20 protein-coding genes are annotated in these 22,163 nt (G+C 55.5%); 6 read left to right on the top strand and 14 right to left on the bottom strand.

Translation table 11 applies throughout. The annotated features are described in order from the left end of the window. Window positions 1-18: 18 nt before the first annotated feature. Genes H616_RS0110955 through H616_RS14815 form a run of 4 tightly spaced genes read left to right on the top strand, consistent with a single transcriptional unit; the run spans window position 19 to window position 4,240 of the window. Window positions 19-525 (top strand): TRAP transporter small permease subunit, encoded by a 507-nt coding sequence (locus H616_RS0110955; protein ID WP_027967405.1) that lies wholly within the window; start codon window positions 19-21, stop codon window positions 523-525. 1 nt (window position 526) lies between these two features. Further along, window positions 527-1,825 (top strand): TRAP transporter large permease, encoded by a 1,299-nt coding sequence (locus tag H616_RS0110950; protein ID WP_027967404.1) that lies wholly within the window; start codon window positions 527-529, stop codon window positions 1,823-1,825. 34 nt (window positions 1,826-1,859) lie between these two features. Next, the gene (locus H616_RS0110945; protein WP_027967403.1) at window positions 1,860-3,350 is read left to right on the top strand and encodes a M81 family metallopeptidase; all 1,491 of its coding nucleotides are present in this window, start codon (window positions 1,860-1,862) and stop codon (window positions 3,348-3,350) included. Next, window positions 3,347-4,240: a carbon-nitrogen hydrolase family protein gene (locus tag H616_RS14815; protein ID WP_035573030.1), complete on the top strand. Its 894-nt coding sequence runs from the start codon at window positions 3,347-3,349 to the stop codon at window positions 4,238-4,240. Before H616_RS0110945 ends, H616_RS14815 begins: the two co-directional genes overlap by 4 nt. Before the next feature lie 156 nt (window positions 4,241-4,396). Here the strand turns inward: H616_RS14815 and H616_RS0110935 are convergent, their stop codons facing one another. The 4 genes from H616_RS0110935 to guaB all read right to left on the bottom strand — a co-directional run bounded on the left by H616_RS0110935 (window position 4,397) and on the right by guaB (window position 8,795). Then, complete coding sequence (locus H616_RS0110935) at window positions 4,397-4,645, bottom strand: MurR/RpiR family transcriptional regulator (RefSeq protein ID WP_027967402.1); 249 nt, start codon at window positions 4,643-4,645, stop codon at window positions 4,397-4,399. A gap of 66 nt (window positions 4,646-4,711) precedes the next feature. Then, window positions 4,712-5,656, bottom strand: a complete 945-nt coding sequence (locus tag H616_RS0110930; RefSeq protein ID WP_027967401.1) for a restriction endonuclease — start codon at window positions 5,654-5,656, stop codon at window positions 4,712-4,714. Between the two features lie 82 nt (window positions 5,657-5,738). Continuing rightward, entirely contained in the window at window positions 5,739-7,316 is a 1,578-nt protein-coding gene (guaA, locus tag H616_RS0110925) for a glutamine-hydrolyzing GMP synthase (protein ID WP_027967400.1), read from the bottom strand. A gap of 9 nt (window positions 7,317-7,325) precedes the next feature. Further along, a complete protein-coding gene (guaB, locus tag H616_RS0110920) occupies window positions 7,326-8,795 on the bottom strand; it encodes an IMP dehydrogenase (protein ID WP_027967399.1) in 1,470 nt (489 codons plus the stop codon). A 200-nt stretch (window positions 8,796-8,995) separates the two neighbouring features. On the opposite strand from guaB, the gene bla reads away from it, so the two are divergent. Further along, on the top strand, window positions 8,996-9,904 hold the full coding sequence (gene bla, locus H616_RS0110915) for a class A beta-lactamase (protein ID WP_035573028.1): 909 nt from the start codon (window positions 8,996-8,998) through the stop codon (window positions 9,902-9,904). Between the two features lie 99 nt (window positions 9,905-10,003). Here bla and H616_RS0110910 read toward each other — a convergent pair whose 3' ends face one another. The 3 genes from H616_RS0110910 to H616_RS0110900 all read right to left on the bottom strand — a co-directional run bounded on the left by H616_RS0110910 (window position 10,004) and on the right by H616_RS0110900 (window position 12,885). Continuing rightward, the gene (locus tag H616_RS0110910) at window positions 10,004-11,296 is read right to left on the bottom strand and encodes a TRAP transporter large permease (RefSeq protein ID WP_027967397.1); all 1,293 of its coding nucleotides are present in this window, start codon (window positions 11,294-11,296) and stop codon (window positions 10,004-10,006) included. Then, the gene (locus tag H616_RS0110905) at window positions 11,286-11,762 is read right to left on the bottom strand and encodes a TRAP transporter small permease (protein WP_027967396.1); all 477 of its coding nucleotides are present in this window, start codon (window positions 11,760-11,762) and stop codon (window positions 11,286-11,288) included. The genes H616_RS0110910 and H616_RS0110905 overlap by 11 nt, the downstream gene beginning before the upstream one ends. A gap of 115 nt (window positions 11,763-11,877) precedes the next feature. Continuing rightward, entirely contained in the window at window positions 11,878-12,885 is a 1,008-nt protein-coding gene (locus H616_RS0110900) for a DctP family TRAP transporter solute-binding subunit (protein WP_027967395.1), read from the bottom strand. Window positions 12,886-13,097: 212 nt separating this feature from the next. Here H616_RS0110900 and H616_RS0110895 point away from each other — a divergent pair, with 212 nt between their 5' ends. Further along, window positions 13,098-13,976: a DMT family transporter gene (locus H616_RS0110895; RefSeq protein ID WP_027967394.1), complete on the top strand. Its 879-nt coding sequence runs from the start codon at window positions 13,098-13,100 to the stop codon at window positions 13,974-13,976. 27 nt (window positions 13,977-14,003) lie between these two features. On the opposite strand, the gene H616_RS0110890 is transcribed toward H616_RS0110895, so the two are convergent. The 7 genes from H616_RS0110890 to gcl all read right to left on the bottom strand — a co-directional run bounded on the left by H616_RS0110890 (window position 14,004) and on the right by gcl (window position 22,001). After that, on the bottom strand, window positions 14,004-14,543 hold the full coding sequence (locus tag H616_RS0110890; RefSeq protein WP_027967393.1) for a DUF192 domain-containing protein: 540 nt from the start codon (window positions 14,541-14,543) through the stop codon (window positions 14,004-14,006). Between the two features lie 61 nt (window positions 14,544-14,604). Then, window positions 14,605-15,321, bottom strand: a complete 717-nt coding sequence (locus H616_RS0110885) for a GntR family transcriptional regulator (RefSeq protein WP_027967392.1) — start codon at window positions 15,319-15,321, stop codon at window positions 14,605-14,607. 127 nt (window positions 15,322-15,448) lie between these two features. Next, window positions 15,449-16,930 carry a pyruvate kinase gene (pyk, locus tag H616_RS0110880; RefSeq protein ID WP_027967391.1) on the bottom strand — a complete coding sequence of 494 codons (1,482 nt, stop codon included), beginning with the start codon at window positions 16,928-16,930 and terminating at the stop codon, window positions 15,449-15,451. Further along, window positions 16,927-18,273 carry a glycerate kinase type-2 family protein gene (locus H616_RS0110875; RefSeq protein WP_240470579.1) on the bottom strand — a complete coding sequence of 449 codons (1,347 nt, stop codon included), beginning with the start codon at window positions 18,271-18,273 and terminating at the stop codon, window positions 16,927-16,929. The genes pyk and H616_RS0110875 overlap by 4 nt, the downstream gene beginning before the upstream one ends. A gap of 137 nt (window positions 18,274-18,410) precedes the next feature. Beyond that, complete coding sequence (locus tag H616_RS0110870; RefSeq protein WP_027967389.1) at window positions 18,411-19,298, bottom strand: 2-hydroxy-3-oxopropionate reductase; 888 nt, start codon at window positions 19,296-19,298, stop codon at window positions 18,411-18,413. 58 nt (window positions 19,299-19,356) lie between these two features. Continuing rightward, on the bottom strand, window positions 19,357-20,124 hold the full coding sequence (hyi, locus tag H616_RS0110865; RefSeq protein ID WP_027967388.1) for a hydroxypyruvate isomerase: 768 nt from the start codon (window positions 20,122-20,124) through the stop codon (window positions 19,357-19,359). A 92-nt stretch (window positions 20,125-20,216) separates the two neighbouring features. Further along, window positions 20,217-22,001: a glyoxylate carboligase gene (gene gcl, locus H616_RS0110860; RefSeq protein ID WP_027967387.1), complete on the bottom strand. Its 1,785-nt coding sequence runs from the start codon at window positions 21,999-22,001 to the stop codon at window positions 20,217-20,219. Window positions 22,002-22,163: the final 162 nt, after the last annotated feature.

Raw genomic sequence — 22,163 nt, 5'->3', positions numbered from 1 at the left:
CTGGGCAGGGTGTCTCGAGTGACGTCAGGCTTCGGTAGAGAGCTGGCCGTCATCGCCATCGTGATGATGATGTTGCTGGTCAGCCTCAATACGCTGGCCCGCGCTCTTCCCTTCACCACCAGTCTGTACTTCGTCGAGGAGTACGCCGGATACCTGTTCGTAGCCCTGGCCTTCATGGGCCTGGCCGACACCTTTCGCACCCGGGGGCACATCCGCGTCGAACTCCTGGTGCAACGCCTGCCGATCCGCGCAGCCGCCGCACTGGAGCTGCTGGTAACCCTTGTCGCCATCGGCATCATTGCCATTCTGGCCTGGCATGCCATGGCGTTGTTCGGCAGCAGCCTGGCTAGCGGCGAACAAGCCCAGACCGTGACCCGCACCCCACTGTGGATCCCGCGCCTATTCCTTGCTCCCGGCTATGGCCTGCTGCTGATCGAGCTGCTGGCCAACCTCAACCGTAGCTTGGTCGGGCTGCTGACCGCCCACGACATAGCCATCGCGCCATCCACGGCCGAGGGGAACTAGTATGGAACTCTCCTTCTTCACCCTGTCGACCGCCCTGGTCATCCTTGCCGCCGTGCTGCTCAGCGGCATCTGGATCTCCATCGGCTTGGCAGGCCTGGGTCTGGCACTGCTGCACTTCTTCCTGCCGCCCAGCCTGTTTCGCGTCGTGGAGACCATCCAGTACGAAGTCCTCAACGACTTTATTCTGGCCGCGATCCCGCTGTTCATCTTCATGGGCAGCCTGCTTCTAAAGGGCGATGTCGCCACCAAGATCTACCAGGGGCTGGCGCCACTGATGTCGCGCCTGCCCGGCGGCCTGGTACAGACCAACATCACGGCCTGTGCGGTATTCGGCGCATGCTCGGGCTCCAGCCTGGCGGGAGCTGCAACCATGGGCACGCTGGCGGTCGAGGAACTGACACAGCGGGGATACGATCGACGCCTGGTCTATGGCTCACTAGCCGCTGGCGGCACCTTGGCCACCATGATCCCGCCCAGCATCCTCTTCATCCTCTACGGCAGCTTTTCCGGGCAATCCATCAGCACGCTGTTCATTGCTGGCCTGCTGCCGGCTCTGATTCTTGTGCTCTCCTTCATGGCTTACGTCGCCTTCTTCTCCCTACGCGTCCCCGGTTCCTGTCCACGTAGCGAGCATCTTCCCTGGCGCCAGACCCTGACCGCCATGAAATCACTGTTCGCCCCCCTGGCACTGATCATGGCCGTGCTGGGCTCCATCTACACGGGCTTTGCCACTCCCACCGAGTCGGCCGCAGTCGGCTCCATGGGGGCCTTGTTGATCCTGACTCTTGAGCGCCGCCTGACCCTGGCAACGATTCACGACGCAGCGGTGATGTCGATCCGCACTACCTGCATGATCGCGCTGATGATGATTGGGGCCCATCTCGTCTCGACGGCACTGTCGTTCATGATGATCCCCCAGCAGATCAGCCAGATGATCCTCGCCCTAGCGTGGGAACCCTGGCAAATCGCCCTGGTCGTTGGCCTACTGTTCATTGCCCTAGGCTGCCTGATCGAGGGCACCAGTATGTTCTTCCTGACCTTTCCGATCATCTACCCCCTGATGATGGACCTGGGCTTCGATCCCATATGGTTCGGCGTGATGATGGCACTATTCATCGAAATGAGCCTGATTACGCCGCCGGTCGGTCTCAACTTGTTCATCATCAATCAGGTGGCGGGTGAACAAGGCATGTCACGCACCATCCGCGGCGCTCTTCCCTTCTTCTTCATCATGATTCTGGTCATGTGCCTGCTGATCGCCTTCCCCGGCATCGTGCTGTACCTGCCCAGCTTGCTCTGATGCCATGCTTCCCAAAAACGAGACGGTATCACCCATGAAACTCGCCATCGCTGGCTTCCATATCGAATCGGTCAGTTTTCTGCCCAACACATCCCAATACGCCGACTTCGAGGAGGGGGCGCTACGCGGCGCCAGTATCCTGGAGGGGCTAGGCGGCACCAACACGGTACTCGGAGGCTTCCTGGAGGTCTGCGAGGCGCGCGGTGCCACTCCGTTCCCGCTGGTCTATGCCTACCTGGGCGCCATGGGCCGGGTCGCCGACAATGTCATCGAGCGCTACACGGACGAGATCTGCCGGGGGCTGGTCGAGATCGACGATCTCGACGGGGTGCTCTTGCACCTGCATGGAGCCGCCTGGGCTCCTGGCTACGAGGATCCCGAGCGCTACATGATCGAAGCGGTGCGTCGTACGGTGGGCGATGATGTCAGCGTCATGGTCGGCTTCGATTACCACGGCAACCTGGACGCCGATAGCATCCGCGCCGCCGATGCCGTCTTCGCCTACCAAAAGTCACCCCACACCGACATGGACGAGACCGGCCGACGCACTGCTGATTGCATGGTGCGCACGTTGAACGGCGAGATCCACCCGCGCTGCGTCCTGGTCAAGCCCGGGGTACTGACACCGAGCATCTTCAGCGCCACTCAGTTGAACCCGTTGGCCGAGATCCTCGCCGAGGCCCGCCGGCTGGAACAGGAGGCCAACGGTTACCTGGACATCTCCGTGATGGCCGGCTTCTCCTATGCCGATGCCACCAATACCGGTTTCTCGGTCATCGCCGTCACCGATGACGACAGCGAAGGGGCCAGGGGCATCGCTACCACTCTCGCTGAACGCATCTGGCGTCAACGCCGAGAGCTCTATCGCCCCGAGCCGATCTACGCCCTCGACGACGCTGTCGAACATGCCATGGCACTTGCGCCGCACGTCGACAAGCCCATCGTGCTGCTGGAGCACGCCGACCGCATGAGTGACTCGACCTACCTGCTCGATGCGCTGATCAAGCGCGGGGCACAGCGAACCGCCGTGCCTTTCCTGTGGGATCCTGAGGCCGCCGAGGCGGCTGCCGCCGCCGGTGTGGGCGCTACTACCACCCTGACTCTGGGGGCCCGCAGCTCGCACAAGGCGGGTCCGCGGCTAACGGTGGAGTGCGAAGTGCTGCAGGTCGAGCCCAAGAGCTATCATGTCTCCGGCGCCATGCTGCGGGGTAGCTATGTCAATCTGGGACTCTCGGCACTGCTGCGTATCGGCGATATCATGGTCAGTGTCATCAGCCGATTCGCCTTTGGCGTCGACGAAGATGCTTTTACCGTCTTTGGCCAGAACCCCAGGGACTACGACCTGATCGTGCTGCGCTCGAAGACCCATTTCCGCCAGGTCTACCAGGACCTGGCCGAGGAGATTCTGATCGTGGACACCCCGGACTACGGCCCGGCCGACCTGCTGAGCCTGCCTTACGAGCGGCTGGACACCAGGCGCATCTACCCCTTCGTGGAGCTGGCCGCCAAGGCGGAGGCACGATGAACCGTGCCCTGCAGGTGAGTCTGGCGCAGCTGGACCTCGAACCGCTGGCCGCGGACGCCAATGGCGAAAGGGTGCTGGAGATCGCCACCGCCGAGGCACGCGCTGGCGCCGGACTGATCGTCTTTCCAGAGCTTTGCAATACCGGCTATGTAGAACCCCTGGCCCCCGGTCAGGGATTCCCGTCAGGGAGCGCTTCCCACACTGACTACTCACGGCGTCTGCATGCATCCGCGGCCGCGCCCGACGGCGGCCTCGTTCAAGCCCTCGCCACACTGGCCGAGCGCTACCGATGCCACCTGGTGGCAGGGCTCGCCCTGCGCTCGGCCACCCGTCCCGGGGTGCTCTACAACGCCTCACTCCTGCTGGGGCCCTACGGCTTGCGCACCTGCTACGCCAAGGCCCACCTATGGCACAACGAGAAGCTCTACTTCACCCCAGGCAGGGCATTTCCGGTCAGCGATATCGGTATCGGCCGCCTCGGCATGCAAGTTTGCTATGACATCCGCTTCCCCGAGATCACCCGCTGTCTGGCGCTGGGTGGGGCCGAGCTGGTCACCAACATCTGGGCCTCTTTTAGACATGCCGAGGAACCGGTCGAGGATGAGGGGCTCTTTCGCCACCGCGCCTATACCAGGGCCCAGGAGAATGGTGTCTTCTTCCTCAGTTGCAACCGGGTCGGCCGCCAGGGCGACATGCGCTTCATGGGCCGCAGCCTGGTCGCCCGCCCCGACGGTCGGATCCTGGCCGCACTAGATCACGAAAAAGAGGGTGTTCTGCGCACCTGCCTGGATCTTGACGAGGTGGCCACCTACCGAATGAGCACCGGCATCCTCAACGACCGGCGTCCCAAGCTCTACCAGGCCCTGATCGAAGACGAATCGCTGTCCTGACAGAGGACATAACATGTTTGAATTCAGGGATATAGCGCACATTAACGGGCGGCCTTGAGCCACTCATGCTAAAAGTATGGTAGCGCCAAAATACTTTCGATCGGGAATAATCAAAAATTTACCTGTCTAGAGTATTTGGTTACCAAACTTCGCCTATCATTCCCGCCTAGGAATAGCGGTCGAATAGGTATTGAGATGCAAGAGATCCTCATCCGCTTGCTGCAAGGCTTCTAACGTCTTAGGCCGGTCAAATTCCGCCAATAAGGTGCACAGTACTTCGGAGACCGCTAACGCAGGGGTTAGCGTATGAAAGAAGCTGTCGCTTTCCGTGGGGCAGAAAATAGTCTGCTCTGACATACCTACCAGTGGCGACACTTCGCTATCAGTGATCGAAACAATGCCCACTGCCTTCTCTTTTGCCAACTGGGCAAGTGATCTTACCCACTCCAATATGAATAGACAGAAAAAAAATCATTCCCCAGCAAAGTAATCGGTATCCAGCCGTTTGATTACGTATTGCTCCACGGGCGACACACCCACGTCATGGTCAATCATCAATCTTGCCAATTTTCGGCCATCAATCAAAATAATGCGATTTTCGAGCATATCAGCATATGCTCGTGCTTCGCGTGTAAAATGGGAGGTAGTAATAAATACGCCTTTCTTGGCACGACGACCTTGAAGCGCTCCGGCAAATTTTTGTATTTCAGGCCTGCCCACCACGTTTTCCCAACGTTTTGCCTGCAGATAAATCACATCCAGCCCCAATGGATCTTCATCAATAATGCCGTCAATTCCGCCATCGCCGCTTTGGCCTACTGACCTTGCTGCATCTGAACGTTCACCGCCATACCCCATGGCCACGAGTACATCGACAACTACTTGTTCAAAAAACGACGGTGATACCTGTTTCATCTGATCAAGAAGGTCCGTTTCAAGGTTGTCACGAATTGCAGTCCAGGCACTACCAAGTACTTCTTCGGGTGTTTGTCCTTCATCTTGCTCGTCTGGCTTTATCGGACTGGATGACTGAGAACCGCAACCATCAAAGGTATTTGTTTCGGGCAGGTTGCTTTTATTACGGAATTCTCTGTAATCTTCAAACTGCATAAGGTAATTCAAGGTCACTCTTTCTGGTGCCTGTTTGAGCGCCATCCTGCCCTTTTCAGTAATGGCATATACGCCCCGCCGCCTTGGTTCAAGCATCCCAGCTTTTTTAAGATGTGTGACCGCCCAGGTAACCCTGTTATGAAACAGCCTGACTCTTCCACTTGGCAGCAGCTGGTCTCTTTCTTCTTCAGTAAGATTAAATAAATCAGCCAGCGCCGGATGCGTCTCTTTCATCGCGCGTTCGTCTGCAGCCACTGCAAATTCCAACACAGGGCGCATCAGCGTTTGAAAATCCGGAATGGCCATTGAGCTACCTCCTTGTTATTGATTTCAAATATAAAGGGCTCATCATTGATGAGCCCTTTTAGATTAACGCAAAGCGTTTGATTTACTCCCACTCTATCGTCGCGGGTGGCTTGCTGCTCACGTCGTAGGCGACCCGCGAGACGCCAGACAGTTCATTAATAATCCGGTTGGAGACTTTCTCCAGCAGCTCATAGGGAAGGTGCGCCCAGCGGGCGGTCATGAAGTCGATGGTTTCTACCGCACGTAGCGCGATGACCCATTCGTAGCGGCGGCCGTCGCCGACGACGCCAACGGATTTCACCGGCAGGAAGACGGCAAACGCCTGGCTGGTTTTTTCGTACCAGCCGGAGGCCCGCAGTTCTTCGATGAAGATGGCGTCCGCTTCGCGCAGAATATCGGCGTATTCCTTCTTCACTTCACCCAGGATACGTACACCAAGGCCCGGCCCAGGGAAGGGATGGCGGTAAACCATGTCATACGGCAGGCCGAGTTCGAGACCGAGTTTGCGCACTTCGTCTTTAAACAGTTCGCGCAGCGGCTCAACCAGCTTGAGCTTCATGGTTTCCGGCAGGCCACCTACATTGTGGTGGGATTTGATCACGTGCGCTTTGCCGGTTTTGGAGGCGGCGGATTCGATCACGTCCGGGTAGATGGTGCCCTGGGCGAGGAAATCGACGCCTTCAATTTTGCTGGCTTCTTCATCGAACACATCAATAAAGGTGTTGCCGATGATTTTGCGCTTGGCTTCCGGGTCGTTTTCGCCCTTCAGCTTGCCAAGGAAGAGGTCTTCGGCATCTACGCGGATGACCTTGACGCCCATGTGCTTGGCGAAGGTTTCCATGACCTGATCGCCTTCCTGCTTACGCAGCAGGCCGTTATCCACAAACACACAGGTCAGCTGGGTGCCAATCGCCTTGTGCAGCAGCGCGGCCACCACAGAGGAATCGACACCACCGGAAAGGCCGAGCAGTACGTGGCGGTCGCCCACCTGTTCGCGTACGCGCTGCACCTGATCTTCGATGATCTGTGCCGGTGTCCAGAGTTTTTCCGCACCGCAGATATCCAGCACGAAGTGCTCAAGAATGCGCAGGCCCTGCTGGGTGTGGGTGACTTCCGGGTGGAACTGTACGCCGTAAAACTGCTTTTCTTCCCATGCCATGGCGGCAATCGGGCAGCTCGGCGTTGAGGCGGTCACGGTGAAGGTGTCAGGTGCCTGGGCGACTTTATCGCCGTGGCTCATCCATACATCCAGCAGCGCTTTGCCAGTGTCCGCATCTACGTGGTCTTTAATGTCGTTGAACAGCGCGGTTTCCGCATCCAGACGAATCTGGGCGTAACCGAATTCGCTTTGGTTGGAGCCTTCCACCTTACCGCCAAGCTGCTCGGCCATGGTCTGCATGCCGTAGCAGATACCAAATACCGGCAGGCCCATTTCGAACACGCACGCAGGCGCACGCGGTGAATCCAGCTCGGTCACCGACTCCGGCCCGCCAGCAAGGATGATACCGCTAGGGTTGTATTCGCGAATCTCGTCTTCGGTGATATCAAAGGCGCGGATTTCGGAAAACACCCCTATCTCGCGCACGCGGCGCGCAATCAATTGAGTGTACTGAGAGCCAAAATCGAGGATCAGAATCTTGTGAGCGTGAATGTCGGTCATGTCTGGTCCTTAACTCGCCCGGTAATTTGGCGCTTCTTTAGTGATCTGCACATCATGCACATGAGACTCATTGAAGCCGGCACCGGTAATCTGCACGAACTGCGGCTTACTACGCATTTCTTCCATATCGGCACTGCCGGTATAACCCATAGCAGCACGCAGGCCACCCATCAACTGATGGACAATAGCATTCATCATGCCCTTGTAAGGTACGCGCCCCTCGATCCCTTCCGGCACCAGCTTTTCAATACCAGCATTCTGATCCTGGAAGTAGCGGTCGCTAGAGCCTTGGCTCTGCGACATAGCCCCCATGGAACCCATGCCGCGATAGGCTTTGTACGTGCGGCCCTGATAAAGCTCAACTTCACCCGGCGCTTCTTCAGTGCCAGCCAATAAGCCACCGACCATCACGCAACTAGCACCTGCCACCACCGCTTTGGCCAGATCGCCAGAGAAGCGCACGCCGCCATCAGCAATCAACGGAATATCGTAAGACTTGAGCGCTGCCGCCACGTTGGACACTGCCGTAATTTGCGGCACCCCAACACCAGCGATAACACGCGTAGTACAAATCGAACCGGGGCCGATACCCACTTTAACGGCATCGGCACCGGCTTCAGCCAACGCTTTGGCCGCCTCAGCGGTCGCAATATTGCCACCAACCACTTGCAGCGACGGATAGTGCTCTTTCATCCAGCGCACTCGGTCGATCACGCCTTTAGAATGCCCATGAGCGGTATCGACGATGATGACATCCACTCCAGCTTCAACCAGCGCAGCGACACGATCAGGCGTATCGGCGCCAGTCCCTACGGCAGCGCCAACCAGCAAACGACCATCATCATCTTTGGCCGCAGTGGGGAACGTGCGCGCTTTCTCAATATCCTTGAAAGTCACCAGACCATGCAGCTGAAACTGGTCATCAACAATCAGCATCTTCTCAACCCGATGCTCCTGCATCCGCGACTTGATGACGTCCAACGACGTACCCACTGGCACGGTAACCAGCGTGTCACGAGGGGTCATGATGTCAGCCACGCTGTCACCATGATTCGGCTGGAAGCGCATATCACGCTCAGTCACAATGCCTACCAGAATACCGTTTTCTACTACGGGAAAGCCGGAGAAACCGTTTTCATCAGCCATGGCTAAAAGCTCAGCCAATTTAGCCGCGGGGCCGACCGTCACAGGATCCTTGACGATCACACTCTCGTGCTTTTTAACCTTGCGTACTTCGCTGGCCTGCTGGGTAATGGTCATATTCTTATGAATAATGCCAATACCGCCTTCCTGAGCCATGGCAATGGCTAGGCGGGATTCCGTCACGGTATCCATAGCGGCAGATGCCAGCGGAATATTAAGGTAAAGATTGCGCGTCAGGCGCGTCCGGAGGCTGACATCCTTAGGCAAAACCTCGGAGTAGCCGGGTACGAGCAGCACGTCATCAAACGTGAGCGCTTCTTGGGCCATACGTAGCATAATCGGCAACACCCAGTGAGCTGGTGGGAGGGATAAAAAATAGTTACCTAGTATAACGCTCAGCAACCACGTTCGTCACGGTGCAGCCAGCGTTAAAAGTTGTTAAACGCATTGCGTCCGGTCACCATGCCACTGAAAACTGGATGTTTGATATACCTTGACCGCAGGCAATGAGTGCGGCATCAACCTAAGGAATGCTGATGGCTGTTTCACCGTTAACGCACGGCAAAAAAATACTACGCACCGCCCTTTCGCTGTGCTTATTGGTACTGCCTATCACGCTATACGCCAGTGATAAAAACGAGTTAATTAATAGCGTGCGACAGATTGAAGCCAACCTTAACGCTCGGGTTGGTATCGCGGTTTATGACCTAGAGTCTAAGCGCAACTGGCAGTACCACGCTGACGACCGTTTCCCGCTATCGAGCACATTCAAAACGCTGGCCTGCGCTGCGCTACTTCAGCAAGCCGATACCGGCCAACAGCAGCTAGCGCAGACAGTCACCTTCACAGAAAGCGAGCTTGTCAGCTACTCTCCTGTCACAGAGGCATTTGTTGGCACTGAGGGCATGACGCTTTCCGCCCTCTGTGAAGCGACGCTCTCAATGAGTGACAATTCGGCGGCAAACTTCATACTGGACGCCATTGGCGGCCCCCAAGCCGTCACCCAGTTTGCCCGTTCGATTGGCGATAACGTCACCCGACTGGATCGCTGGGAAACCGAGTTAAACGAAGCGATTCCCGGCGATGAGCGTGATACCACAACGCCCAATGCGATGGCGATGAATCTTGAAAAGTTAGTATTAGGTGAGGCGCTTTCTCCAGCATCTCGCCAACAACTCAAGCACTGGCTGACGAACAATCAAGTGGGTGATGCGCTCTTTCGTGCGTCAGTGCCGGATGACTGGACTGTCGCCGACCGAACCGGTGCTGGCGGCTATGGCTCACGCTCTATTGCCGCATTACTGTGGCCACCACAGCGCAAACCCGTGGTAGCCACGCTATATATTACGGAAACAGAGGCTTCCTTTGAGGATCGCAATGCCGCGATTGCAGAGATTGGCGCAGCCATCGTCACCGCCGTACTAACGGCTGATGCTCAGGATTAAGGTCAAGGCCTGAACGCAAATAACGCTCGCCCCACAGGCGAAATGCTAAACATGCCGCATTTCGCCTGTGATTGGCGATGATATATACAAGCCGTTAGCCTAGTGATACCCCAACCTCTCTGGCAGCCACAAGGCAATAGACGGAAAGATTACCACCAGCGCCAAAGCCGCTGCCATGGCTAACACAAACACCAGGCCCCAGTCCACAGTCTGTTCCAGGCGAACTTTGGCGACTTCTGTCGTCACCATGAGGTTCACCGCGACTGGCGGAGTGAACTGGCCGATGGCGATGTTCATGGCGAGTAAAATGCCAAACCACACTGGGTCCCAGCCAAAGTGCTGCATGACTGGAATCAGAATTGGCATCAGGATTAGATAGATCGAAATGGCATCCAGCAGCATTCCTGCTGCCAGCACCGCCAGCATAATGAGTAATAGCAATAACAGGCCGTTGTCGGTGAGGCCGATGACCCATTCGCCCAAGTGACGGAACACCCCCAGCATAGTGCCAGACCACGCAAAGATACCGGCCAGTGCAATAATCAACATAACCACACCGCTGATAACTGCGGCTTCGCCTAACAGCTCCCACAGGTCACGCCATTTTAGTTCACGCGTCAGCCATAGGCCGACGACTACACCATAGGCAACCGCAACGACCGCAGCCTCGGTGGGCGTAAACACCCCAGTACGCAAACCACCCAGGATGAGTACTGGCGCAAAAAGAGCCGGAACCGCCTGACGAAAGCTCTCTCCCAGCGGTGGACGCGGCGTATTGTCAGGCGACTCCCAACCATAGTGACGCGCCAACAACCAAGCTGGCACCATCAAGGCAAGCCCCGCCAAAATGCCCGGAAACAAACCCGCAGCAAACAAGGCGCGCAGGTCGACCCCGGGCACCACGATGGAATACAGAATCAGCGCCACCGATGGCGGAATCAATATCGCTGTGGAGGCCGACGCCGCAATCAGCGTGGCTGTGAAAGGCCTGGGGTATCCCGCACGCGTCATACTCGGCAGCATCACCATGGCCACCGCAGCGGCATCTGCCGGCCCCGAGCCGCTCATTCCCCCCATGATCATGCATGCCAATACCGCGACAATCGCTAGGCCGCCATGCCGAGGGCCGATCAATGCCTGGGCAAAGCGCACCAGCCGCCCTGCCACCCCTGCGCGTTCAAAGACCAAGCCCGTCAAAATAAACAGCGGGATGGCAATCAGCGGGTATTTAGCCACACTGTTGTAGGTGTTAGTGCCTAAGGTTGCCAGCATGGCTGGTGACAACCCCGTTACGATACCTACCGCGCCAGCTAAGCCGAGTGAAAACGCCACTGGCACACCGATCACCAGCAGTACGGCAAACGACAGCAACATCCATAGATCAGGACTCATCGTCGTCTCCTTCTCGCAGCCGGTCGCGCAGGGTTTGTAATTGACGCAGCAGCATTATCGCGCATAGGGCGGGCAGCCAAATGAGATACACCCACTGAGGCAAGCCTAACCCCGGCGACAAGGTTTCCCACTGGTATTCTTGCCAGGCCAATAGGCCGCCAAACCATACAATCAGACCAAGCACTATCGCGCCGCACAACGACTGAACTACGACCAACACGCGGCGCGGTCCTCGCGACAACCAGTGCTCCAAAAAACTAATGCGAATATGGCGTTGCTGCCGCAACGCGACTGATGCGCCAGCAAAGGTCAGCAGCACCAGCAGAAACACAGAAAACTCTTCAGTAAAGGCAAAAGAAGCATCTGTCAGGTAACGAACAATAACGTTCGCTAGGCTGATCAGACCGACCAGAAGCAGTGCTAACGAAGCCAGCACACGCTCGAATCTTGCATCAGGGCGTTTCATGGAGGGGTATTCCAAAGATATTCAGATAGCGGGTCTGTGATTTTCAGCGGCTGTGCCAGGCGCTACAGAATAACGCACCGAGCACAGCACTCTGTCACTACAAAACCTCAGGTTATTACTTGCCGATATCGCGACGTGCGGCCTCAACAACAGGCTCACCAATCTTCGGTACCCACTCTTCGTGCACACTGAGCGTCGCTTCAACAAATGCCTGGTATTGATCTTCAGACAGTTCAGTCACCGTCACACCGCGCTCACGGATAGCATCCAGCCGAGCAGACTCTTCTTCACGGGTTTTGGCAATTTCCCAGGCGCCAGCTTCAATCGCCGTGTCACGCAGCATCTGCTGGTCGTCTGCAGACAGCGAGCCCCATACCTGAGGGTTAGCAGCGAATACTAGCGGATCATTCATGTAGTTCCACAAGGTCAAATGTTCCTGACCGACTTGATCAATACGTGCCACGTCAAACACCGATAACGGGTTCTCTTGGCCATCTACGGCGCCGGTGGTCAGTGCCGGCTTGGCATCAGCCCAGCTCATCTGGGTTGGGTTGGCACCAAGTGCGGTGAAAGTGTCTTGGAACAACGGCGACCCTACCACGCGAATTTTCAGCCCTGCTACGTCGTCCGGTGCCTCAATAGCGGCGCTGGAGTTAGATAACTGACGAAAACCATTTTCTCCCCATGCCAGCGGAATCACTCCTTTATCTTCAATGGCTTGAAACAGTAACTCGCCCGCTTCACCACTGGTCACTGCATCAACCTGAGCAACATCAGACAAGAAAAATGGCAACGAAAACAGGTTAAGCTCTGGCACTTGAGGCGACCAGTTGATCGTAGAGCCAACAGCCAGGTCGATAATGCCTGAGCGCATGGCTGAGAACTCACGGGTCTGGTCGCCACTCACCAGCTGGGCGTTAGGGTACACGCGCAGCGTCAGCTCACCACCTGAGCGCTCTTCTACCAGTTCGGCCCACTTTTCAGCGGCTTGCCCCCAAGGGAAAGCGTCTGAGAGAACCGTAGAAACAGATAACTCGCGAGCTTGAGCCGCAACAGCGGAGCTCAATAAAACAGCACCCGCCAAGCCTACGGCAATACGTGTAAACTGCTTTTTCGATGTCATGAAATAATCCTTGGCATGGTTTGTGGTCTGCCCTGTCATGGCTTTAGCTCTCTTATTACAAAAGCCCAAAGCTAGCACCCAGTGCAGAACGTAACGTACGTGGCAGACAAATATGACGCCTCACTGAGCGCACCACAAGTTGATCTTAGTTGTATTGGTTCACATTCATTGGGCATAGCTCTGCCCTTCAACGGCTGAATACAGGAGGCACCTTGCCACTTCGCGACCTAGCACTTGCCCTGACCGTAGTGCTTATCTGGGCACTAAACATTATTGTCATCAAAGTGGGGGTTGCTGAAATTCCACCGCTGATGCTGATCACTCTGCGCTTTGCGCTGGTTGCAGTGCTACTGGTGCCCTTCTACCCTGTAGCACGTCACCAGTTGCCTTTTCTGCTGCTGCTGTCAGTGACCTTTGGCACCCTACACTTCGCCTTGCTGTTCATTGGCCTTGGGCAGGCCGAGGCGGGCACCGGCGCTATTTTAGTGCAAATGGGCACGCCCTTTGCGACTTTGCTGGCGGTACTTCTACTTAAAGAAGACTTAGGTATGAAGCGCTTAGCCGGTCTGTTGCTCTCATTTGCTGGCGTTATTGTGCTGGCTGGTGGCCCAACCTTGCCCGCCCCCCTGCCCACCGCCATTTTGCTGACCAGCGCATTAGCTTGGGCATCGTCGCAACTGTTAATCAAACGCGGGCCGGCTATCTCGCCCATGGCGTTGGCCGGCTGGGTAGCGCTATTTGCTACGCCACAGGTGGCGCTGGGTTCTTGGTGGTTTGAACAGGGGCAATGGCAAGCAATAACCTCTGCAAGCTGGCTTGCTTGGAGCGCCGTGCTCTATACAGCGGTCATGTCGTCTATCGTGGCTTACGGCATTTGGTATGGGCTGTTGCACCGCCACCCAGTCAGTCGTGTTGTACCAATGATGCTACTGGTGCCTGTGTTGGCTGTCGTTCTCGGGGTACTGCTGATGGACGATCCACTGGGGCCACACAAGCTGATCGGCGGCGGCTTGGTAGTGGCGGGTATTGGGTTTATCGTGATCCAGCGCAGAAAAAAATGCACCGCGAGCCAAGATACCGGCTCGCTTTAGAAAGAGTGACGCGGCACATGAAACACTTCAGCTCTGCGTTTCAGGCTGGCACTGGCCGCCTTTATCACCAGGCCAGCTAACGCAGTCCCCCACACGGATACCGCGCGCTGCAAAATACCCCGCATTGACCTCCAAAGCCGCTCGATAACTCACCTTGGGTTGAGTGATCGGGCAGGCTTGAGCAGAGCTGCTGACGCAGGGTTGCATGTGGCGGATTTCACTAATTCGACCATCATCACCAATAAAGGCGATATCCAGTGGAATGTGTGTGCGGTACATCCAAAAGCCCCCCGTCACCAACCGCGAATAAACAAACAGCATTCCCGCGTCTTCACCCAGTGATTTACGATCCATGAGTCCGTGGCGTCGTTGTTCATCACTGATGGCAAGCTCAGCATTAAGACGCTGCGGCCCCTGGTTACCGTGCAGCGTAACAGTATGGGTTTTTTCTGGGTTATTCGTGTTAGCGACATCATCCGCCAGCAGCTGGGTGCTAATAGGCAATAATGTCACCAGCGGTAGCGCCAGCATGCCTTGCAAAAGACGACGGCGACTCATTTCATCCATGTATTCCACACGCATGTCTCCCCAACGTAGTGCGAGTGCTTTCTAAAGCTGCGCGTACTTTTTACGCCTGTTGCCCTAGGATCGATTTAAGGTCAATCGCAGATTCTTCCGCACTTAATTCAAGTAAGGCTTCAAGGCTATCAAGGTGGCGATACAGGCTGGCACGTGCTTCCTGAGCATCCCCCTTCTTGAGCTGAGCCAGCAAATTGTCATGGTCGCCAGGTAGATAGCAGGAACCAGCCTGCTTATACAAAGCGACAACAATGGAGGTTCTCAAGACCAAATCGGTCAGCATATTACCCAGCACTCGGTTCACAGAGCACTCGGCAAGTTTGAAATGTAAGCTTAAGGAATGCTCAATACGCGCACTTTCATCACCACGCTCAAAGGCGTCAATCTCAAGCTGTACTAGGCGCTCAAGCTCGACCATCGCATCTACGGGCAATGTTCCCGCCAGGAGTGTCACCACCTCCCCCTCTATCAGCCGCCGTGCATCAAATGTCTCGCGCGTTTCTTCAATGCCAGGCGCTCTCACTCGGCATACCTGATTAGGCCGCTGGTCAACGACATAATTGGAAGCCAGCCGCGTGAGTGCCTTGCGCACCACAGAGCGGCTAACACCAAACACTTCACACAACGTGACCTCGGGCAACCGCGTCCCCGGTGGCAAACGCTGCATTAATACCGCATGGCGGACTTGCTCCACGATCTCCTGATCGGTAATGCGTTCACCATCCTTACGTTTCGTAGTGAAGCCAGAGGGCCAAGCATGCATCATCCTGAAAAGCTCCAGATATCGAGTTTTCTGAACCTTCGCACGTTTCGACCCAACTGGCTACAATTCGCCCTATTTATAGTACATACCACTGTATACCGCTGTAGCGTCGGCGGCTTCTATTTGCAGCTTACTGCTGAACCTTGAATACTTTGAGCGTGTTAGTACCGCCATGTGCATTCATGTGATCACCACGGGTCAAAATCACATGGTCACCCAGTGCAGTAATGCTGTGCTTGGCCAGTAACGTCATGGCTTCTTGGTCCACCTCGCCGGGTTCCATTTTGCTGGTATCAAAAGGCAGCGAAATAACACCGCGATACAACGCCATGCGACGCTGCGCGATGGGATTATGGGCCAGACCAATAATCGGCAGGCCAGAGCGGATGCGCGACGCAATTAACGGGGTGTAGCCAGTCGCAGTCATACAGGCAATGGCCACGACACCGCGCATATGATTGGCCGCATACATGGCTGATAGCGCAATGGTCTCATCAGCACGTAAAAACTCTTCATGAATACGATGCTCTGACGACTGCGCCACACGCTCGCGCTCTGCCCCCAAACAGACACGAGCCATGGCCTCAACGGTTTCTACTGGGTACTCGCCAGCAGCTGTTTCAGCAGAGAGCATCACCGCATCAGTGGCATCAAGCACCGCATTGGCGACATCAAACACCTCAGCGCGTGTCGGCAACGGAGACTCAATCATTGACTCCATCATTTGGGTCGCGGTAATCACCGCACGATCCAGTGAGCGAGCATGCTTGATAATACGTTTCTGAGTGCCAATCAGCTTCTCATCACCAATTTCTACCCCTAGATCGCCGCGTGCCACCATGACCGCTTCGCTAGCCTTGATGATGGCATCTAGCGTTTCATCATCGGCCACCGCTTCGGCACGCTCCAGCTTGGCAACCAGGCCGATTTCAGCACCGGCTTCACCCAGCAAGCGACGCGCTTCGTGCATGTCTTCTGCCGAACGCGGGAAAGAAACGGCGACATAATCAACACCGATATCAATCGCAGTTTTCAGATCTTGCTTATCTTTTTCGGTCAAGGCCGGTGCAGACAGCCCGCCGCCCTGCTTATTAATTCCTTTGTTGTTAGACAGCGTGCCCCCGACCACTACCGTGGTATGAATCTCACTGCCTTCAACGCGGTCGACATCCAGTACGACCCGGCCATCATCGAGTAATAACCGATCTTTTGCCTGTACATCGTCGGCTAACGTCTCGTAATCGCAACCGACTCGCTCAATATTGCCGGCGTTGCTGTCCAATGAGATATCAAGCACGAAGCGGTCACCAATGGCGAGCTCTATCGGGCCTTCAGCAAAGCGCGCGATACGGATTTTCGGCCCCTGAAGGTCGCCAAGGGCCGCAACACTACGTCCCATACGGTCAGCAATGTCACGCACCTGTTGCAGCCGGCGGCGATGATCATCCGGCTCACCATGGGAAAAGTTAAGGCGCACCACATCAACCCCGGCGGCAATCATCTTTTCCAACACCCCATCCCTGTCACTGGCTGGGCCGAGGGTAGCAACGATCTTGGTGCGTCGCAGGGGAGTGTGGGTTGAAGGTGTCGGGGTAAAGACTGACTTTTTCATGGCGTCCTCGGTAACACTAAAATGGCTCGTAAGTCGTTGACATTGGTACGCGTAGGTCCAGTGACCAATAGCGCGTCCAGCGCCGAAAAGAAAGTATACGCGTCATTGCGTAACAGATAGGTTTCAGCATCCAATCCTTTTTTTGTCGCCTGCCGAGCCTGTTCAGGCCCAAACACCGCCCCCGCATTGTCTTCACTGCCATCAATACCATCGGTATCAATAGCTAGTGCATAAATATTCGATGCGCCTTTCAGCTCGTCGAAGACACCCAGCAGATATTCTACATTTCGTCCGCCGCGTCCATCACCGACTACCGTAACGCTGGTTTCACCGCCCGACAAAATCAACAACGGCGAGGAAAGCTTGCGTTGATGCTCAAGCGCTAACCGAGCATGGCGGCGACCAAGCTCTCGCGCCTCACCTTCCAGATCATCACCCAGATAGTCAACAGTGACACCGTAAGACTCAGCAAACGCCCTGGCAGCTAACATCGCCTCTTTAGCCCGCGCCAGCATCACTTGCTGGTCACGCGCAAATTCAGGGGCATCCGGCGTCGGCCAGTCACAACTATTAGCGAGATGGTGACGCACATCATCAGACACCGGAAGCGAGTAACTCTCGAGAATCTCCAGTGCCTGCTGAGGGGTACTTGAATCAGCCAGTGTCGGCCCTGAAGCAATCAATGACGCCTCATCTCCGGGCACATCAGAAATCAGCCAGGTCAGCACTCGTGCAGGATGCGCAGCCGCAGCAAGGCGTCCTCCCTTAATCGCTGACAGATGCCGGCGCACGGTATTAATGTCACGGATAGGCGCACCACTACGCAATAAATGGTGGTTGATACTCTGCTTCTCAGACAGGCTCACACCGTCAGCAGGCAGCGTCATTAACGCCGACCCTCCGCCGGAGATCAGCGCAATCACTAAATCATCTTCGCTCAGCCCATCAACGGCTTCAAGCATGCGCTTGGCGGCGCGCTCACTGAGGTTATCAGGCATGGGGTGTGAGGCTTCCAATACCTCAATGCGCTGGCAGTCTGCCGCATGCTGAGGGCCATGGCCATAACGGGTGACAACCAGGCCAGATAAGGGTGCATCAGGCTGACTCATCTGCCAGGCACGCTCCAGAGCAGCGGCCATGGCGGCAGCAGCCTTGCCAGCACCAACCACTAAGGTGCGGCCCCGCGGGGGCTGAGGCAACTGGTCAGGTAACAACGTATCAGGATGCACGGCACGCACACCGGCCTCGCTTAGCTTAACCAACCAGTCACGCACCGCTACGGGGTCATCAGCGACAGAGGCATCAAACTGAGAGAAATGCCCATTCATGGGAGACTGACTCATGGAGTGCTCCTTAAATAAAGCGCCTTAATAAAATACCCAGTGACCAGCAGCATCTGACAACAGCCACCATCACTGGGCAAGGATCATTCTGACGAGCCCCGAGCGGGCGCACTGAATTCACCTGCTTTCAGCAGGCGTCAGCTATCACCAACGTCATGGTTGGCGAGGCGTTCAAGCGCTCGCACAATGCCAGAGTGATCCCACTGGGCGCCACCATTGGCAACACAAGCCTGGAATAGCTGCTGAGCATTAGCTGTGCCAGGCAACGACAAGTTCAGACTGCGCGCGCCTTCCAGCGCCAAATTAAGATCTTTTTGATGCAGATGAATCTTAAACCCCGGATCAAAGGTGCGCTTAATCATTCGCTCGCCGTGAACATCAAGAATTTTTGACTGAGCCAGTCCGCCAAGCAGTGATTCTCGTACTTTAGCGACATCAGCCCCTGCCTTGGAAGCAAACAACAGCCCTTCAGCAACGGCCTCAATAGTCAATGCAACGACAATTTGGTTAGCCACCTTACAAGTCTGGCCCGCCCCATGGTCTCCAATATGGGTCACGCTATGTCCCATCTTCTCTAGTACTGGCAGAGCACGCTTGAACCCCTCTTCAGTTCCACCAACCATAATCGTCAATGCGGCATTGATCGCACCGCCCTCACCACCAGAAACCGGCGCATCCACATACTCGCCACCAGCCTCAGTGATGCGTTTGGCAAACGCTTGCGTCGGAATCGGTGCGATGGAACTCATATCGATCACTAGCGTACCGGGCTGAAGCCCTTCAATCACACCACCTTCGCCAAACAGCACGTCCTCAACATCAGGCGTGTCAGGCAGCATCGTGATAATGATTTCACTTGTTTCAGCAACAGCCTTGGGCGAGGCGGCTTCCTTAACCCCTTTTTCAGCCAAGATGTTGTCCAAGCTGCCACGTTTTACGGTTGTCAACGTGTGGCCCGCATCCAACAAGTGCCCGGCCATCGGGCGGCCCATGATACCCAGGCCAATAAATCCGATTTTGCTCATGATCTTTCTCCTTTCTTTATAACTTATTGTTCGATTCACCCGACCTATTTCAGCTAGGCTATTTCATCCAACCCAGACCTTCTTCGGTCGTCGTCGCAGGCTTGTATTCGCAGCCAATCCAACCGTCGTATCCTAGGCGGTCAAGATGGGCAAACAGGAAGGGATAGTTGATTTCGCCGGTTCCTGGCTCATGGCGGCCTGGCGTATCAGCCAACTGCACGTGTGCAATACGAGCCAAGTGACGCTCAATGGACGGCGCTAAATCTCCTTCCATGATCTGCATGTGGTAGATGTCATACTGCAGCTTAAGGTTGTCGCTACCTACTTCATCAAAAATCTTTAGCGCCTGCTCCGTGCGATTCAGGAAAAAGCCTGGAATATCACGGGTATTGATTGGTTCGGCAATCAGCAAGATACCTACCGCTTTTAGTTTGTCGGCAGCAAAACGCAAATTCTCAATCAGCGTTTTGCGTGCCTCGTCATCGCTGACACCTTCCGGCTTGATACCGGCCAGACAATTAACTTGGCGATTGCCCAACACCGCAGCGTATTCAATGGCTTTATCAACGCCTGCACGAAATTCATCAACACGGTCGGGATGGCAAGCAATGCCGCGCTCACCGGCCCCCCAGTCGCCTGCCGGTAGGTTGAATAACACCTGCTCAAGTTGGTTTTCATCAAGGCGCTGTTTGATATCAGCCGCATCGACGTCATACGGAAACAGGTATTCGACGCCTTGAAAACCGGCGTTTGCCGCCGCGTCAAAACGCTCAAGGAAATCGACTTCGTTAAACAGCATGCTGAGGTTGGCTGCAAACTTTGGCATATCAACTCTCCTGGTTTTGTCAAAACTGTATGAAAAAGCGCGTGACGCCTAATGATTACTACAGGGGCTGACTCCCGCGGCTAACGCCACGCTCACGTTAGGCTAGCGATGGACGTCGGCGCGTCTTCCTGGTTCTCGGCCAGCAGCTCAAACTCATTAACGCTCTCCAGGTCCTTGCCACTCATAGCAATATTCGTGATCCGTTCAAGGATAATCTCCACCACCACTGGAACGCTGAATTCGTCTTTTAACTGTTTGGCTTTTTCCAGCGCGACACCGATCTCATTTGGATCCGTCACTCGAATTGCCTTACATCCCAGGCCTTCAATGACTGACACATGATCAACACCATAGCCGTTAATTTCTGGGCAATTAACATTTTCAAACGACAACTGCACCTGATAATCCATGTCGAAGCCACGCTGCGACTGACGAATCAAACCCAAGTAGGAGTTATTCACCAATACATGGATATACGGCAAGTTAAACTGCGCGCCTACCGCCAGTTCCTCGATCATAAACTGAAAGTCGTAATCGCCTGATAAGGCGACTATCTCTGTCGTTGGGTCTGCCCTGCGTACACCCAGTGCTGCCGAAATAGTCCAGCCCAAGGGACCCGCCTGACCGCAGTTGATCCAATGGCGTGGTTTGTAAACGTGCAGAAACTGCGCTCCGGCAATTTGTGATAAACCGATGGCGGTAACATAGCGCGTATTCTTGCCAAATGCCTTGTTCATTTCCTGATAAACGCGCTGGGGCTTAACCGGTATTTCATTAAAATCGGTTTTACGCAACATCGTCGTATTGCGCTTGCGCTCATGACACGCATTAGCCCAGGCACTACGGTCCTTCAGACGACCCTCAGCCTTCCACTCTTTCGCGACATCAATAAACAGCTCAAGTGCTGCCTTAGCATCAGAAACAATACCGTAATCCGGCCCGAAGATACGCCCAATCTGAGTCGGCTCAATATCGACGTGCACAAATTTTCGGCCTTGGGTGTAACTATCCACATCGCCGGTATGACGATTAGCCCAGCGGTTACCAATCCCCATCACAAAGTCAGACGCCATCATGGTCGCATTACCGTAACGATGTGAGGTCTGCAGCCCCACCATGCCCGCCATCAGCCGGTGGTCGTCTGGAATAGTGCCCCACCCCATCAGCGTAGGAATAACCGGCACGCCGGTAAGCTCAGCGAATTCAGTCAGCAGCTCGCTGGCATCGGCATTGATGATGCCACCGCCAGCCACAAGCAACGGCTTGTCGGATTCGTTAAGCAAACTCATGGCCTTTTCAACCTGGGCACGGCTGGCGCTGGGCTTATACGCTGGCAGCGGCTCATAGGTATCCGGATCGAACTCGATTTCCGTCATCTGCACATCAATCGGCAGATCAATCAGCACCGGCCCCGGACGTGAACTACGCATCAGTTGAAACGCTTTCTGAAAAGCGCGCGGTACTTGGGCTGGCTCCAGCACAGTAATTGCCCACTTGGTCACCGAACCAGCTATCGACTGAATATCGACCGCCTGAAAGTCTTCTTTATGCAGCTTGGCACGTGGTGCCTGACCCGTGATGCATAAGATGGGAATCGAGTCAGCAGAGGCCGAATAAAGCCCCGTGATCATGTCGGTACCTGCAGGTCCAGAGGTACCGATACATACGCCGATGTTGCCTGCTTGGGTGCGGGTATAGCCTTCGGCCATATGGGAAGCACCTTCCACATGACGAGCCAGCACATGGTCCACTCCCCCCACGCTACGCATCGCAGCATAAAAGGGGTTAATGGCGGCACCAGGCACACCAAAAGCAACATCAACGCCTTCTTTCCTGAGCACGTGTATCGCAGCTTGAGCAGCAGTCATGCAAGCCATGGTGTCTTCCTTTTGTTGTGTTTTATTTTTGTGGAAAATAATTCCATATACAAAACATAACCAACCACCCCGACACCGTCAACAGAATTTGGAAAATAATTCCAAAAAAATAACAGCGCAAAAAAAAACCGACCAGCAAAAGCCAGTCGGGTAACAAAAAAG

Source organism: Halomonas halocynthiae DSM 14573 (assembly GCF_000425725.1).
Taxonomy (GTDB): Bacteria; Pseudomonadota; Gammaproteobacteria; order Pseudomonadales; family Halomonadaceae; genus Halomonas; species Halomonas halocynthiae.
Note: the sequence above shows the minus strand (reverse complement) of the source record. Positions and strands in the feature narration are given on the sequence as shown.

What these genes read in the sequence shown, in the direction of transcription:
- H616_RS0110950 (WP_027967404.1), top strand. Translation starts at nt 527, where the DNA reads ATGGAACTCTCCTTCTTCACCCTGTCGACCGCCCTGGTCATCCTTGCC.
- H616_RS0110945 (WP_027967403.1), top strand. Translation starts at nt 1,860, where the DNA reads ATGAAACTCGCCATCGCTGGCTTCCATATCGAATCGGTCAGTTTTCTG.
- H616_RS14815 (WP_035573030.1), top strand. Translation starts at nt 3,347, where the DNA reads ATGAACCGTGCCCTGCAGGTGAGTCTGGCGCAGCTGGACCTCGAACCG.
- H616_RS0110930 (WP_027967401.1), bottom strand. Translation starts at nt 5,656, where the DNA reads ATGGCCATTCCGGATTTTCAAACGCTGATGCGCCCTGTGTTGGAATTT.
- guaA (WP_027967400.1), bottom strand. Translation starts at nt 7,316, where the DNA reads ATGACCGACATTCACGCTCACAAGATTCTGATCCTCGATTTTGGCTCT.
- guaB (WP_027967399.1), bottom strand. Translation starts at nt 8,795, where the DNA reads ATGCTACGTATGGCCCAAGAAGCGCTCACGTTTGATGACGTGCTGCTC.
- bla (WP_035573028.1), top strand. Translation starts at nt 8,996, where the DNA reads ATGGCTGTTTCACCGTTAACGCACGGCAAAAAAATACTACGCACCGCC.
- H616_RS0110910 (WP_027967397.1), bottom strand. Translation starts at nt 11,296, where the DNA reads ATGAGTCCTGATCTATGGATGTTGCTGTCGTTTGCCGTACTGCTGGTG.
- H616_RS0110905 (WP_027967396.1), bottom strand. Translation starts at nt 11,762, where the DNA reads ATGAAACGCCCTGATGCAAGATTCGAGCGTGTGCTGGCTTCGTTAGCA.
- H616_RS0110900 (WP_027967395.1), bottom strand. Translation starts at nt 12,885, where the DNA reads ATGACATCGAAAAAGCAGTTTACACGTATTGCCGTAGGCTTGGCGGGT.
- H616_RS0110890 (WP_027967393.1), bottom strand. Translation starts at nt 14,543, where the DNA reads ATGGATGAAATGAGTCGCCGTCGTCTTTTGCAAGGCATGCTGGCGCTA.
- H616_RS0110885 (WP_027967392.1), bottom strand. Translation starts at nt 15,321, where the DNA reads ATGATGCATGCTTGGCCCTCTGGCTTCACTACGAAACGTAAGGATGGT.
- pyk (WP_027967391.1), bottom strand. Translation starts at nt 16,930, where the DNA reads ATGAAAAAGTCAGTCTTTACCCCGACACCTTCAACCCACACTCCCCTG.
- H616_RS0110875 (WP_240470579.1), bottom strand. Translation starts at nt 18,273, where the DNA reads ATGAGTCAGTCTCCCATGAATGGGCATTTCTCTCAGTTTGATGCCTCT.
- H616_RS0110870 (WP_027967389.1), bottom strand. Translation starts at nt 19,298, where the DNA reads ATGAGCAAAATCGGATTTATTGGCCTGGGTATCATGGGCCGCCCGATG.
- hyi (WP_027967388.1), bottom strand. Translation starts at nt 20,124, where the DNA reads ATGCCAAAGTTTGCAGCCAACCTCAGCATGCTGTTTAACGAAGTCGAT.
- gcl (WP_027967387.1), bottom strand. Translation starts at nt 22,001, where the DNA reads ATGGCTTGCATGACTGCTGCTCAAGCTGCGATACACGTGCTCAGGAAA.